Annotated in this window: 15 protein-coding genes; 12 read left to right on the top strand and 3 right to left on the bottom strand. The window is 57.2% G+C overall.

What is annotated here, in order from left to right; all coding sequences use genetic code 11:
* Positions 1-2 precede the first annotated feature (2 nt).
* The 10 genes from rplO (at position 3) to bfr (ending at position 7,223) form a co-directional block, all read left to right on the top strand.
* A complete protein-coding gene (gene rplO, locus JJD74_RS09875) occupies positions 3-440 on the top strand; it encodes a 50S ribosomal protein L15 (protein ID WP_042561340.1) in 438 nt (145 codons plus the stop codon).
* Entirely contained in the window at positions 441-1,769 is a 1,329-nt protein-coding gene (gene secY / locus JJD74_RS09870) for a preprotein translocase subunit SecY (RefSeq protein ID WP_200613347.1), read from the top strand.
* 27 nt (positions 1,770-1,796) lie between these two features.
* On the top strand, positions 1,797-1,913 hold the full coding sequence (rpmJ, locus tag JJD74_RS09865) for a 50S ribosomal protein L36 (protein WP_002555468.1): 117 nt from the start codon (positions 1,797-1,799) through the stop codon (positions 1,911-1,913).
* A 129-nt stretch (positions 1,914-2,042) separates the two neighbouring features.
* On the top strand, positions 2,043-2,399 hold the full coding sequence (rpsM, locus tag JJD74_RS09860; protein ID WP_009045849.1) for a 30S ribosomal protein S13: 357 nt from the start codon (positions 2,043-2,045) through the stop codon (positions 2,397-2,399).
* Between the two features lie 30 nt (positions 2,400-2,429).
* Complete coding sequence (gene rpsK / locus JJD74_RS09855) at positions 2,430-2,819, top strand: 30S ribosomal protein S11 (protein ID WP_002555466.1); 390 nt, start codon at positions 2,430-2,432, stop codon at positions 2,817-2,819.
* 18 nt (positions 2,820-2,837) lie between these two features.
* Complete coding sequence (gene rpsD / locus JJD74_RS09850) at positions 2,838-3,458, top strand: 30S ribosomal protein S4 (RefSeq protein ID WP_003176404.1); 621 nt, start codon at positions 2,838-2,840, stop codon at positions 3,456-3,458.
* 22 nt (positions 3,459-3,480) lie between these two features.
* Positions 3,481-4,482, top strand: coding sequence for a DNA-directed RNA polymerase subunit alpha (locus JJD74_RS09845; RefSeq protein ID WP_003186012.1), 1,002 nt, complete (start codon positions 3,481-3,483; stop codon positions 4,480-4,482).
* Between the two features lie 42 nt (positions 4,483-4,524).
* On the top strand, positions 4,525-4,911 hold the full coding sequence (gene rplQ / locus JJD74_RS09840) for a 50S ribosomal protein L17 (RefSeq protein WP_042561338.1): 387 nt from the start codon (positions 4,525-4,527) through the stop codon (positions 4,909-4,911).
* A gap of 240 nt (positions 4,912-5,151) precedes the next feature.
* Positions 5,152-6,606 carry a catalase gene (locus JJD74_RS09835; protein WP_042561337.1) on the top strand — a complete coding sequence of 485 codons (1,455 nt, stop codon included), beginning with the start codon at positions 5,152-5,154 and terminating at the stop codon, positions 6,604-6,606.
* A 149-nt stretch (positions 6,607-6,755) separates the two neighbouring features.
* A complete protein-coding gene (gene bfr / locus JJD74_RS09830) occupies positions 6,756-7,223 on the top strand; it encodes a bacterioferritin (protein WP_042561336.1) in 468 nt (155 codons plus the stop codon).
* A gap of 64 nt (positions 7,224-7,287) precedes the next feature.
* Here the strand turns inward: bfr and uvrA are convergent, their stop codons facing one another.
* Positions 7,288-10,122 carry an excinuclease ABC subunit UvrA gene (gene uvrA, locus JJD74_RS09825; RefSeq protein WP_042561335.1) on the bottom strand — a complete coding sequence of 945 codons (2,835 nt, stop codon included), beginning with the start codon at positions 10,120-10,122 and terminating at the stop codon, positions 7,288-7,290.
* Positions 10,123-10,313: 191 nt separating this feature from the next.
* Between uvrA and JJD74_RS09820 the strand changes: the two genes are divergently transcribed.
* Both JJD74_RS09820 and JJD74_RS09815 read left to right on the top strand, forming a co-directional pair.
* Entirely contained in the window at positions 10,314-11,711 is a 1,398-nt protein-coding gene (locus tag JJD74_RS09820) for an MFS transporter (protein ID WP_042561334.1), read from the top strand.
* Positions 11,712-11,720: 9 nt separating this feature from the next.
* A complete protein-coding gene (locus JJD74_RS09815; protein WP_042561333.1) occupies positions 11,721-12,245 on the top strand; it encodes a single-stranded DNA-binding protein in 525 nt (174 codons plus the stop codon).
* 331 nt (positions 12,246-12,576) lie between these two features.
* Here JJD74_RS09815 and JJD74_RS09810 read toward each other — a convergent pair whose 3' ends face one another.
* Both JJD74_RS09810 and JJD74_RS09805 read right to left on the bottom strand, forming a co-directional pair.
* Positions 12,577-13,734 carry a glutathionylspermidine synthase family protein gene (locus tag JJD74_RS09810; RefSeq protein WP_200613329.1) on the bottom strand — a complete coding sequence of 386 codons (1,158 nt, stop codon included), beginning with the start codon at positions 13,732-13,734 and terminating at the stop codon, positions 12,577-12,579.
* Between the two features lie 2 nt (positions 13,735-13,736).
* The gene (locus tag JJD74_RS09805) at positions 13,737-14,432 is read right to left on the bottom strand and encodes a DUF1190 domain-containing protein (protein ID WP_047303704.1); all 696 of its coding nucleotides are present in this window, start codon (positions 14,430-14,432) and stop codon (positions 13,737-13,739) included.
* Between the last annotated feature and the right edge of the window lie 15 nt (positions 14,433-14,447).

The raw sequence follows: 14,447 nt of genomic DNA, 5'->3' as shown, positions 1-14,447 counted from the left end.
CGATGAAACTCAATGATCTGAGTCCAGCGCCGGGTTCCCGTCGTGAAAAGCATCGTCCGGGCCGTGGTATCGGTAGCGGTTTGGGTAAGACTGGTGGCCGCGGCCACAAAGGTCAGACCTCCCGCTCCGGTGGCACCATTGCTCCAGGCTTTGAAGGCGGTCAACAGCCGCTGCATCGTCGCCTGCCGAAGTTCGGTTTCGTTTCCCTGAAGGCTATGGATCGCGCAGAAGTGCGTCTGTCCGAGCTGGCTAAAGTGGAAGGCGACATCGTTACCGTGCAGTCCCTGAAAGATGCCAACGTGATTAACGTCAACGTACAGCGTGTGAAAATCATGCTGTCCGGTGAAGTGACTCGCGCTGTCACTATCGGCAAGGGAATCGGCGCCACCAAAGGTGCGCGTTCGGCTATCGAAGCAGCTGGCGGCAAGTTCGAGGAATAAATGGCTAAGCAAGGTGCTCTCTCTGCGCTCGGCAAAGGCGGTATGTCTGAACTCTGGGCTCGTCTGCGTTTTCTGTTCCTGGCGATTATCGTCTACCGAATAGGCGCACACATCCCGGTTCCAGGTATCAACCCGGACCGACTCGCAGAACTGTTTCGACAGAATGAGGGGACCATTCTTAGCTTGTTCAACATGTTCTCCGGCGGCGCGCTGGAAAGGATGAGCATCTTTGCACTGGGGATCATGCCGTACATTTCGGCATCGATCATCATGCAGCTGATGACAGCCGTCAGCCCGCAGTTGGAACAGTTGAAGAAGGAAGGTGAAGCTGGGCGTCGCAAGATTGCTCAGTACACCCGCTACGGCACTGTCGTTCTCGCTCTCGTTCAGGCTATTGGCATGTCCATTGGTCTGGCGGGGCAGGGCGTATCGTTCACTGGTGACTTTGGCTTCCATTTCGTCGCGGTATCCACTTTTGTGGCTGGTGCGATGTTCATGATGTGGCTGGGTGAGCAGATTACTGAGCGTGGTGTTGGCAACGGTATCTCGATGTTGATTTTCGCAGGTATCGTCGCCGGTCTTCCGAGAGCGATCGGGCAGTCTTTCGAGTCTGCGCGTCAGGGTGACATCAACATTTTTGCCCTTGTTGCGATCGGTTTGCTGGCAGTAGCGATTATCGGTTTTGTGGTGTTCATTGAGCGTGGTCAGCGTCGTATTGCTGTTCACTACGCCAAGCGTCAGCAGGGCCGTAAGGTCTTCGCTGCGCAGACTAGCCACTTGCCGCTGAAGGTGAACATGGCCGGTGTTATTCCGGCTATTTTCGCGAGCAGCATTTTGCTGTTCCCGGCTTCGTTGGGTACCTGGTTCGGTCAGTCTGAAGGTTTGGGCTGGTTGCAGGACATCTCGCAGTCGATCGCTCCTGGTCAGCCGTTGAATATTCTGCTGTTTAGTGCAGGGATTATTTTCTTCTGCTTCTTCTATACGGCGTTGATGTTCAATCCGAAAGACGTAGCGGAAAACCTGAAGAAGTCCGGTGCCTTTATTCCGGGTATCCGTCCGGGCGAGCAGTCGGCGCGCTACATTGGTGGCGTTCTGACCCGTTTGACCCTGTTCGGTGCTCTATATATGACGGCCGTATGTCTGTTGCCCCAGTTCCTGGTGGTTGCGGCAAACGTTCCGTTCTACCTTGGCGGGACCTCGTTGCTGATCGTGGTCGTGGTTGTGATGGACTTCATGTCCCAAGTACAATCGCACCTCGTTTCGCACCAGTACGAATCCCTGATGAAGAAAGCCAACCTGAAGGGTTACGGCAGCGGCATGTTGCGCTGAGTACCCATAAGGTTCGAGGAGTTGGTGATGAAAGTTCGTGCATCGGTGAAAAAGCTGTGCCGTAACTGCAAAATTATTCGCCGCGAAGGTGTTGTTCGAGTAATTTGCAGCGCGGAACCGCGTCACAAACAGCGCCAAGGCTGAGTGTGATCCGCTTGAAGCCCGGCAGCTAGTGCGCTGCCGGGTTGATTATTTGTTATTACAGCGATATTATCTCGCGCCCTATTTCTTGGCTTCCGGGGCGTAGGTAGCTGTCAATTGGAGTCCCACTGAATGGCCCGTATTGCAGGCGTTAACATTCCAGATAACAAGCACACTGTTATCTCGCTGACCTACATCTATGGTGTTGGTCGCACTACTGCGCAGAAAATTTGCGCAGAGACTGGGGTAAACCCAGCCGCAAAGATCAAAGATCTGAGCGACGAGCAGATTGAACAGTTGCGTGGCGAAGTGGCGAAGTTCACCACTGAAGGTGACCTGCGTCGCGAAATCAACATGAAAATCAAGCGTTTGATGGACCTCGGTTGCTACCGTGGTCTGCGTCATCGTCGTGGTCTTCCAGTGCGCGGTCAGCGTACCAAGACTAACGCGCGTACCCGTAAAGGTCCGCGTAAGCCGATCCGCAAGTAATCGCCCACGCGAATCGACAGGAAATTAATCATGGCAAAACCTGCTGCTCGTCCTCGTAAAAAAGTTAAAAAGACAGTGGTTGATGGCATCGCCCACATCCATGCTTCTTTTAACAACACAATCGTGACCATCACCGACCGTCAAGGTAACGCGCTTTCTTGGGCTACCTCTGGTGGTTCGGGTTTCCGCGGTTCCCGCAAGTCCACCCCGTTTGCTGCTCAAGTAGCTGCTGAACGTGCTGGTCAAGCTGCGCTGGAATATGGCCTGAAAAACCTCGACGTTAACGTCAAAGGTCCAGGTCCAGGTCGTGAGTCTGCTGTCCGTGCATTGAACGGCTGTGGCTATAAGATCGCCAGCATCACCGACGTGACGCCAATCCCGCACAACGGGTGCCGTCCGCCGAAGAAGCGCCGCGTGTAATCCAGGAGATTGTAAAGAATGGCTCGTTACATTGGTCCAAAATGCAAACTCGCTCGTCGCGAAGGCACCGATCTCTTCCTGAAGAGCGGCGTGCGCGCGATCGAATCGAAGTGCAACATTGAAGCAGCACCTGGTATCCACGGCCAACGCCGCGGTCGCCAGTCCGACTACGGCACCCAACTGCGTGAAAAGCAGAAGGTCCGTCGTATCTACGGCGTTCTCGAGCGTCAGTTCAGCGGCTACTACAAAGAAGCTGCTGGCAAGAAAGGTGCAACCGGTGAAAACCTGCTGCAACTGCTCGAATGCCGTCTGGACAACGTTGTATACCGTATGGGCTTTGGTTCGACTCGTGCCGAATCCCGCCAGCTGGTATCGCACAAGTCGATCAGCGTTAACGGTCAGACCGTAAACGTTCCGTCGTATCAGGTTCGTGCTGGTGACGTGGTTGCAGTTCGCGAGAAAGCAAAAAACCAGCTTCGCATTGTCCAAGCTCTCGATCTGTGTGCCCAACGTGGCCGCGTAGAATGGGTAGAAGTAGACACTGAGAAGAAGTCGGGCGTTTTCAAGAACGTTCCTGCTCGCAGTGATCTGTCCGCCGACATCAACGAAAGCCTGATTGTCGAGCTCTACTCCAAGTAAGGGCTAGAAAATAGGTGCATCCATGCAGATTTCGGTAAATGAGTTCCTGACACCCCGCCATATTGATGTGCAGGTTGTCAGTCCAACCCGCGCCAAGATCACTCTCGAGCCTCTCGAGCGTGGTTTTGGCCACACCCTGGGCAACGCGCTGCGACGCATCCTGTTGTCCTCAATGCCCGGCTGCGCAGTAGTCGAGGCCGAGATTGACGGTGTGCTCCACGAGTACAGCGCCATCGAAGGTGTACAGGAAGACGTAATTGAAATCCTGTTGAACCTTAAAGGTCTGGCCATCAAGCTGCACGGTCGTGACGAAGTTACGCTGACCTTGTCGAAGAAGGGTTCGGGGGTGGTTACCGCTGCCGATATTCAGCTGGATCATGATGTCGAGATCGTTAATCCCGATCACGTAATCGCTAACCTGGCGTCTAACGGCGCCCTGAACATGAAGCTCACTGTAGCTCGTGGTCGTGGTTATGAACCAGCCGACTCGCGTCAGAGCGATGAAGACGAAAGCCGCAGCATCGGTCGCTTGCAGCTTGACTCTTCGTTCAGCCCGGTTCGCCGTATCGCATACGTGGTGGAAAACGCCCGTGTCGAGCAGCGTACTAACCTGGACAAGCTGGTTATTGATCTGGAAACCAACGGTACTCTGGATCCTGAAGAGGCAATTCGCCGCGCTGCAACCATTCTGCAACAGCAGTTGGCTGCGTTCGTCGACCTCAAAGGTGACAGTGAGCCAGTGGTTGTCGAGCAGGAAGACGAGATCGATCCGATCCTGCTTCGCCCGGTTGACGATCTGGAACTGACTGTACGTTCGGCTAACTGCCTTAAGGCGGAAAACATCTACTACATCGGTGACCTGATTCAGCGCACCGAAGTAGAGCTGTTGAAGACTCCGAACCTGGGTAAGAAATCCTTGACTGAAATCAAGGACGTTCTGGCCTCCCGCGGTCTGTCCCTCGGCATGCGCCTCGACAACTGGCCGCCTGCAAGTCTTAAGAAGGACGACAAGGCGACTGCCTGATCGTCGTAATCACCGAACGTAGTGTTTGGTAAGGAATGAACCATGCGTCATCGTAAAAGTGGTCGTCACCTGAGCCGCACCAGCTCGCACCGCAAGGCCATGTTCCAAAACATGGCGGTGTCGCTGTTCGAGCACGAGCTGATCAAAACTACACTGCCGAAAGCTAAAGAACTGCGTCGCGTTGCTGAGCCGCTGATCACTTTGGCCAAGACAGACAGCCTGGCTAACCGCCGTTTGGTTTTCGACCGTACTCGTTCGAAAGCTATCGTTGGTAAGCTCTTCAACGACCTGGGCAAGCGTTACGCTACCCGTGAGGGTGGCTACCTGCGCATCCTCAAGTGCGGCTTCCGCACTGGCGACAACGCGCCTATGGCGTACGTCGAGTTGGTTGATCGTGCTACCGGCGGTGAAGCTGTATCCGCTGAGTAAGACGTCAGTCTGAAACGAAGAACCGGGCCTAGTGCCCGGTTTTTTGTGCCTGTAAGAAAATGATTGATTTGTACAAGCTTGCGGCTCCCCTCTTTTGTCATCATGTGCGGGAAATGATCATTAGTAATTTTCTATCGATGTCTGCAAGGCAATGAATTTGTAGGTGTCACGTTAATGATCAATACTTCCCACCAAGCCGATTAGCCGGCAGTTTGAAGACTGAAAGAGGAAGAAGACCGTATGAGCCAGATGAAAACGCTTACGACCGCCAGTGGCGCTCCAGTCGCTGATAACCAGAATTCTCGCTCTGCCGGCCCGCGCGGCCCGCTTCTGCTCGACGATTTTCACTTGATCGAGAAGCTCGCCCACTTCAACCGTGAAAACATTCCTGAGCGCCGCGTGCATGCCAAGGGCTCGGGTGCTTACGGTACGTTCACTGTTACTGGCGATATCACCCAGTACACCAGCGCCAAGCTGTTCGAGTCTGTGGGCAAGCAAACTCCGACCTTTCTGCGATTCTCCACTGTCGGTGGCGAGCGTGGATCGGCTGATACCGAGCGCGATCCTCGTGGTTTCGCTTTGAAGTTTTATACCGAAGAAGGCAACTGGGACATCGTTGGCAACAACACGCCAGTGTTCTTTATTCGTGATCCCCTGAAGTTTCCAGACTTCATCCACACTCAAAAGCGTATGCCACAAAGCAACCTGAAAAGTGCGCAAATGATGTGGGACTTCTGGTCGCATTCACCCGAAGCGCTGCACCAGGTCACGATTCTGTTCTCTGATCGCGGTATTCCCGACGGCTACCGTCACATGCATGGCTTCGGCAGCCACACGTACAGCCTGATCAGCGCGCAGGGCGAGCGTCACTGGGTGAAGTGGCACTACAAGACCAAGCAAGGGATCAAAAACCTCACGCCGGCAGATGCTGCGCGTTTGGCGGGCACCGATCCGGATTACGCCCAGCGTGACCTGTTCGAGGCGATCGAGCGCGGTGACTTCCCGAAATGGCGCGTGTGCATCCAGATCATGACCGAGGCTCAAGCTGCGGCGCATTTCGAGAACCCGTTCGATGTCACCAAGACCTGGTCGCAGAAAGAATTCCCGCTGATCGAAGTGGGCGAGCTGGAATTGAACCGCAATCCGCTGAATTACTTTGCCGAAGTCGAGCAAGCCGCATTCGGCCCAAGCAACATGGTTCCAGGCGTCGGTCTCTCGCCTGACCGCATGCTGCAAGGTCGTGTGTTCGCTTACGCTGATGCCCATCGCTACCGTGTCGGCACCAATCACCAGCAATTGCCGGTGAATGCTCCGCGCAGTCCGGTGAATACCTATCAGCGTGATGGCTCGATGGCTTTTGGCAGCAACGGTGGTGCGGCGCCCAACTACGAGCCGAACAGCCACATCGAGTCGCCAAAGCAAGCGCCGCATTATGCTGAACCTGCCCTGAGCTTGAGCGGTGCTGCTGATCGTTACGATCACCGCGAAGACACCGATTACTACAGCCACGCCGGTGCGCTGTTCCGCTTGATGAGTGACGAGCAAAAAGCTCTGTTGGTCAGCAACATTGCCGGGGCAATGAGCGGGGTTTCGCCTGACGTCGTAGACCGCCAGTTGCAGCACTTTTACAAAGCCGATCCGGCGTATGGAGAAGCAATCGCAAAGCTGCTCAACGTACAGCTTAACGAAGTCTAAACGATAAGCAGAACCGCCCTCATTTGGGCGGTTTTTGCGTTATTTAGGCCTCATTTCTCAGAATATCTTCGCTTTTATTGCGTAGAAAGAGTGACCTCCCGGTCCGGTTGGTTCAAACTACAGCCTTTCAAGCAGGGAGATGTAGGGCGATGCAAGGCCACCCAGACGTAATCGATTACCTCAACACGTTGCTGACCGGCGAACTGGCCGCGCGTGACCAATATTTCGTTCATTCGCGGATGTATGAGGACTGGGGGTTCACCAAGCTCTACGAGCGAATCAACCACGAGATGGAAGAAGAGGCTGGTCACGCCGATGCGTTGATGCGCCGGATTCTGATGCTTGAAGGCACACCGCGTATGCGTCCGGATGATCTGGATGTCGGCACCACGGTGCCGGAAATGCTCGAAGCGGATCTGCGCCTTGAGTACAAAGTGCGCGCTGCGCTGTGCAAAGGCATCGAGCTCTGCGAGCAACACAGAGACTACGTCAGTCGTGAGATCCTGCGGATTCAGCTGAACGACACCGAAGAAGATCACACCTACTGGCTGGAAAAGCAGTTGGGCCTGATCAAGCTCATCGGTCTCGAGAACTATCTGCAGTCGCATACTTCCTGATTGCAAAGATATAAAAAAGCCCCTGTCACTGATGAAGTGACAGGGGCTTTTTCATGCCCGCTGTTTAGGCTCGATCACGGATCAGCAACGGCTTGAGGTAGTAACCGGTGTGAGATTGCTTCATCTCGGCCACTTCCTCTGGTGTGCCGGTGGCGATGATCTGTCCACCCTTGGAACCGCCTTCAGGCCCGAGATCAACCAGCCAGTCAGCCGTCTTGATCACGTCCAGGTTGTGTTCGATCACCACCACGGTGTTGCCGTGATCGCGCAGGCGATGCAGCACATCGAGCAATTGCTGGATATCCGCGAAGTGCAGGCCTGTGGTCGGCTCATCGAGGATGTACAGGGTCTTGCCGGTGTCGCGTTTGGATAACTCGCGTGACAGCTTGACCCGCTGCGCTTCACCGCCGGACAGCGTAGTCGCAGATTGCCCGAGCTTGATGTACGACAGCCCCACATCCATCAGCGTTTGCAGTTTGCGCGCCAGTGCCGGTACCGCATCGAAGAACACCCGTGCTTCCTCGATGGTCATCTCGAGGGTTTCGTGGATGTTCTTGCCCTTGTACTTGATCTCAAGGGTTTCGCGGTTGTAGCGCTTGCTCTTGCACACGTCACACGGCACATAGATGTCCGGCAGGAAGTGCATTTCCACCTTGATCAGACCGTCGCCCTGGCACGCTTCGCAGCGACCGCCCTTGACGTTGAACGAGAAACGCCCAGGCCCGTAACCACGCGAGCGTGATTCCGGCACGCCGGCGAACAGTTCGCGGATTGGCGTGAACAGCCCGGTGTAAGTCGCCGGGTTGGAGCGCGGCGTACGGCCGATCGGGCTCTGGTCGATATCGACGACTTTGTCGAGATGTTCCAGGCCTTTGATGCTGTCGTGTGCTGCTGCTTCCAGCGTGGTCGCACCGTTGAGTGCCGTGGCGCTCAGCGGGAACAGCGTGTTGTTGATCAGCGTCGATTTGCCCGAACCGGACACACCGGTCACGCACGTCAGCAGGCCGATCGGGATTTCCAGATCGACATTGCGCAAGTTGTTGCCGCGCGCGCCCTTGAGTGACAGGGTCAGCTTCTTGTTGCGAGGCGTGCGCTTGGCTGGCACTGCGATCTTCACCCGGCCCGATAGATACTTGCCGGTGAGCGAGTCCGGGTGCGCCATGACTTCGGCGGGCGTACCTTCGGCGACGATATGGCCGCCATGCACGCCAGCGCCCGGACCGATATCGACCACGTAATCGGCCAAACGGATGGCGTCTTCGTCGTGTTCGACCACGATCACCGTGTTGCCGATATCGCGCAGATGTTTGAGCGTACCGAGCAGTCGGTCGTTATCGCGCTGGTGCAGGCCGATCGACGGTTCGTCGAGTATGTACAACACGCCCACCAGGCCAGCACCGATCTGGCTGGCCAGACGAATCCGCTGGGCTTCACCGCCGGAAAGGGTGTCCGCGCTGCGGTCCAGCGAGAGGTAGTCCAGCCCGACGTTAACCAGGAACTGCAGACGCTCGCGGATTTCCTTGAGGATCTTGTCGGCAATTTCGCCACGACGACCGGTCAGCTTCAGCGTGCCGAAATACTCGCAGGCATCGCCGATCGGCAGGTTGGTCACCGCCGGCAGAGTCTTCTCGCCGACCCAGACGTGCCGCGCCTCGCGACGCAGACGTGTGCCTCGGCAATCCGGGCAGGACTGGGTACTGAGGAACTTGGCCAGCTCTTCACGCACGCTCGCCGATTCGGTCTCGCGGTAACGTCGCTCCAGGTTCGGCACGATGCCTTCGAACGGGTGCGAACGTTTGACGATATCGCCACGGTCATTGAGGTATTTGAAGTCGACGTTCTGCGAGCCGCTGCCGTGCAGGATGGACTTCTGCTGATCGGCCGGCAGTTCGTTGAATGGCTTCTCCAGACTGAAACCATAGTGCGAGGCCAGCGAGCCCAGCATCTGGAAGTAATAGACGTTACGCCTGTCCCAGCCGCGGATCGCGCCTTCGGCCAGCGTCAGTTCGCCGTTGACCAGTCGCTTGATGTCAAAGAATTGCTTAACGCCCAGGCCATCGCAGGTCGGGCAGGCGCCGGCCGGGTTGTTGAAAGAGAACAGCTTGGGCTCGAGTTCGCTGATCGCATGGCCGCAGATCGGGCAGGCGAAGCGTGCGGAGAAGATCATCTCTTCGCCCGGTTCGTCGTCCATCGGCGCCACGAGGGCAATACCGTCCGCCAGTTTCAGTGCGGTCTCGAAAGACTCGGCCAGACGTTGCTGCAGATCGGCGCGAACCTTGAAGCGGTCGACGATTACATCGATCGAGTGCTTCTTCTGTTTATCCAGTTTCGGCAGCTCGTCGAGCTCGCAGATTCGGCCATTGACCCGGGCGCGGACGAAACCTTGCGCACGCAGTTCTTCAAAAACCGACAGGTGCTCGCCTTTGCGTTCGCGAATCACCGGTGCCAGCAGCATCAGTTTGCTGCCTTCCGGTTGCGCCAGTACCAGGTCGACCATTTGGCTGACGGTCTGCGCTTCCAGCGGAATATCGTGATCCGGGCAGCGCGGCGTACCGACGCGCGCATAGAGCAGGCGCAGGTAGTCGTAGATTTCGGTGATGGTGCCGACCGTGGAGCGCGGGTTGTGGGAGGTCGACTTCTGTTCGATGGAGATTGCCGGCGACAGGCCTTCAATGGTGTCGACGTCAGGTTTTTCCATCATCGACAGGAACTGCCGGGCGTAGGCCGACAGGGATTCGACATAGCGGCGCTGACCTTCGGCGTACAGGGTGTCGAAGGCCAGGGAAGACTTGCCGGATCCGGACAGGCCGGTGATGACGATCAGTTTGTCCCGTGGCAGGGTCAGGTCGATGTTCTTCAGGTTGTGGGTACGGGCCCCACGTATCAGGATCTTGTCCAAAGTGGCCTCGCTCGGCGGGCGTCGAAAACGTAGGAGTATACGGGCAAATACTGGATGGATGCACACTATCAAACCAAGCGTTTTTTGCCTTGTATGAAGAGAGTTTCATCTATGCGTGGCAAAGCGTCGCGATATACCCCGTCTTTCGATGGGACTGGTAGAATCGCCGCCGGTTCACACGAGGTTTTTCCATGCACGATCCCCACAGCGAACGCATGAGTGGCAGCGAGACCCGCGCAGCGAGCGGTCTGGCCCTGGTGTTCGCCTTCCGTATGCTTGGCATGTTCATGGTGTTGCCGGTGCTGGCGACCTACGGCATGGATCTGGCAGGGGCGACCCCGGCCCTGATTGGGTTGGCTATCGGCGCTTACGGCCTGACACAGGCGATTTTCCAGATTCCGTTCGGGTTTATTTCCGACCGCATCGGCCGCCGGCCAGTGATTTATCTGGGGCTGATCGTCTTCGCCCTCGGCAGTGTGCTGGCCTCTCAGGCCGACTCGATCTGGGGCGTGATCGCCGGGCGGATCCTGCAAGGCGCCGGGGCGATTTCCGCTGCGGTCATGGCGTTACTGTCTGACCTGACCCGTGAACAACACCGCACCAAAGCGATGGCAATGATCGGCATGACCATTGGCCTGTCATTCGCCGTGGCCATGGTGGTCGGGCCGCTGCTGACCAGTGCCTTCGGCTTGTCCGGATTGTTTCTCGCCACTGGCGCGATGGCGCTGGTCGGAATCGTGATCGTCATGTTCATGGTGCCCAAGTCCACCGGGCCATTGCAGCATCGGGAGTCGGGCGTGGCGCGGCAGGCGTTGCTGCCGACGCTCAAGCATCCGGATCTGTTGCGCCTGGATCTGGGCATCTTTGTGTTACATGCCATGTTGATGTCGAGCTTCGTCGCGCTGCCCCTGGCACTGGTGGAAAAAGCCGGTTTGCCCAAGGAGCAGCATTGGTGGGTCTATCTGACGGCACTGCTGATTTCGTTCTTCGCCATGATCCCGTTCATCATCTATGGCGAGAAGAAACGCAAAATGAAACGAGTTTTGCTCGGCGCCGTCATGACGCTGATGCTGACTGAGCTATTCTTCTGGCAGTTCGGTGACAGCTTGCGGGCTCTGGTGATTGGCACGGTGGTGTTTTTCACCGCGTTCAATCTGCTGGAGGCTTCATTGCCGTCGCTGATCAGCAAGGTTTCACCGGCGGGCGGGAAGGGCACGGCCATGGGCGTGTATTCCACCAGCCAGTTCCTCGGTTCGGCTCTCGGCGGGATACTCGGTGGCTGGTTGTTTCAGCATGGCGGTCTGTCGGTTGTGTTCCTTGGATGTGCCGGGCTGGCTGCCATATGGCTGGCCTTTGCTGTTACCATGCGCGAACCTCCCTACGTGACGAGCCTGCGCTTGCCGTTGTCGCCCGAGGCGATCCGCGAAGCGGGTCTGGTCGAGCGCCTCAAGGCCCTCGTAGGGGTAACCGATGCAGTGATAGTTGCTGATGAAGCGGCTGTTTACATCAAACTGGACAAAGAATTAGTGGATCGCGACACCCTCGAACGCCTGGTGAACAACCCGGCCGGGGCTGCTTGCGAAGCCTAGGAGAACGTTATGGCCCGTGGGGTTAACAAAGTCATATTGGTCGGCACTTGCGGCCAGGATCCCGAAGTTCGCTACCTGCCTAACGGTAACGCCGTGACCAACCTGAGTCTGGCAACCAGCGAACAGTGGACCGACAAGCAAACCGGTCAGAAGGTCGAGAAGACCGAATGGCACCGTGTTTCGATGTTTGGCAAGGTTGCAGAAATCGCTGGCGAATACCTGCGTAAAGGCTCGCAGGTTTACATCGAAGGCAAGCTGCAGACCCGTGAGTGGGAAAAAGACGGTATCAAGCGTTACACCACCGAAATCGTGGTCGACATGCAAGGCACCATGCAACTGCTTGGCGGCCGTCCACAACAGGGCGAGCAACAAGGCGGCGGCAACAACTATCAGCAGTCCGCTCCAGCGCCACGTCAGCAGGCTCCACGCCCGCAGCAGTCGGCTCCGCAACAGCGTTCGGCCCCGGCTCCACAGCAAGCCGCGCCGCAACCGGCTCCGGATTTCGACAGCTTTGATGACGATATTCCGTTCTGATTCGTGTCCTGAATCGCTCCGGATTTAGCCTCAGAACCCCCGCATCGCGGGGGTTTTGTGGTTTTGGCAGGGGTGAAAGTGGCGGGCGACTGGCGATCCAGTCGATCCCCTTGGACGGGGGGTATTTGTTTTTATGTATTTTCGGTTGCGTGGTCAGCCAGGCGTACCTGGACTTTTGGACGGCATCGGCACCCACGAGGCTCCCAAAGAAAAGCCTCTGGCGGAAACGCCGGCTCGCTCTACCGAGCTTTCATAACCGCCAGAAACAAAAAACCCGTAGCGCTTCCACGCTACGGTTTTTTTGTTGCTGAAAATTTGCGCTTTTAACGGCTCAGTCCAGGATCAGGTGCGGCAAGAACCGACTCGAATCCTTGGTAATCAGACTGTTGTCCTCACGTACACCAATCCCCGCCGCTTGATCACCAATTACCCAGGAGCCGATCAGCGTGTAGCTGTCGTCAAACTTCGGCAATGGCGCAAACTCCTGCAGGATGAACGGCGCATCGGTGTAAGGCCCGTCTTCTTTGACGATCAGACCGTCCGCGGTTTGCAGCTCGATGTTGGCGCCTTCCCGGGAAAAGTACGGCTTGCGCACCCAGCCCCTGGGTACGGCGCTGGCCGGATTCGGATCGAGATGCGCCGCGAGCAGATTCGGATGGCCCTTGTGCAACTCCCACAGTAACGGCAGCGCGCCTTTGTTTGACAGGATCGCCTTCCACGCAGGCTCGAAAAACTGCGTATCGCACGCGGCAATCGCCGCGCCGAACGGCTCGTGGAAGATGAACTCCCAGGCGTGCAACTTGAACAGGTGCGGGATCCAGCGATCCTGCAGGTCGACGAAACGGCCGTCGGCACTGAGGCCAATGTCCTCGATGTCGATGTGCCGTGATTCGATGCCGACTTTTTCCGCGATCAGGCGCAGGTAGTCCGTGGTGCACTTGTCTTCCACCGAGTCTTTCATCGAGGAGAAGTAGAACGGCCGCTTGAGCTGCAACTCGGCGAAGGCTTGATGCAGTTTGGTGTCGATGCTGTTGAACTGGTCGGCATGGCTCGGCAGCGTGCCGCGCTCGATGCATTGCTCCAGCCAGCCCCACTGGAACGCCGCCGCTTCGTAGAGGCTGGTTGGCGTGTCGTAGTTGAGCTCCAGCAGTTTTGCCGGACCGTTTCCACTGTAGGAAAAGTCCATGCGTCCGTACAGATGCGGATGACCTTCCAGCCAGGACGTGCGGATCATGTCGTAGTACGCAGGCGGGATGCTCAGTCGATCAAGCAACTCTTCGCTACGCACTACGCGGTCGACCAGGTCCATGCACATCTCGTGCAGTTCGGTGGTCGGGTCTTCCAGATCATTTTCGATCTGCGCGAGCGTGAACTGGTAGTACGCGCTTTCGTCCCAGTAGGGCTCGTCGTCGATGGTGTGGAACATGAAGCCGAGGCTCTCGGCTGTCGGTTTCCAGTCGGGGCGCTCGGCGCAGTGGATCTTTTTCATGGTCAGCTGCTCGAACGACCGGAACTGCTACCCCAGCCACCCCAACCGCTGCGCGCGCTGGACTGGCTGCCGAAGCCGCCACGGGAAGTCGAAGAGGCGACGTTCACCGGTTTGCTTCTGGTGCTCTCGTAGTCCGGTTGGCTGCGCGGTGCCGATTCGATTTTGCGGTACTGCGTCGAAGTGTTGTAGGTCTGGCGTGTATCGCGGTCGCGGTAAACCGTACGGTTGGAGTTGTTGCTCATCGCATTGCCGATCAGCCATCCGGTCAACATGCCATTGCCGCCGCCCCCACCACCGGAGTAGTGCGAAGTGCTCTGGGTCGCGTTGCTGGATGTTGTTTCACCCGCCGGCATCTGCGCGTCGGCGATGGCATCGAGATTTTGCGCGGCTTCACCGGGCTGCGGCACTTTGAAGCCGCCGAGTTTCGGCACGAAGCGGCCATCGGAATTTTTCTGACACCAGTCGGCGGCAAAATCCGCATCGCATTTGGCTTTGTCGTCATACGCCGGAGCGATGCGTCGGTGCTCGGTCAGGGCCGCAACGTAGGCATTGGAGCAAACATCAGCAGCGACTTCGGCATCGACGCACTGTTCCACGCTCTGGAAGTTGCGGGGCTGATCGACTGCCGCCGCTTCGCCAGAGATGGCCATGGCCACCGACGCTGCGAGGGACAACTGAACGTATTTACTTCGTTTCATCTAAGGCTTCCTGCC

Origin of the sequence: Pseudomonas sp. MF6776 (genome assembly GCF_016613125.1) — a bacterium.
GTDB classification, from domain to species: domain Bacteria; phylum Pseudomonadota; class Gammaproteobacteria; order Pseudomonadales; family Pseudomonadaceae; genus Aquipseudomonas; species Aquipseudomonas iridis.
The sequence above is the reverse complement of the archived record's forward strand: the minus strand, read 5'-3'. Positions and strand labels throughout refer to the sequence as shown.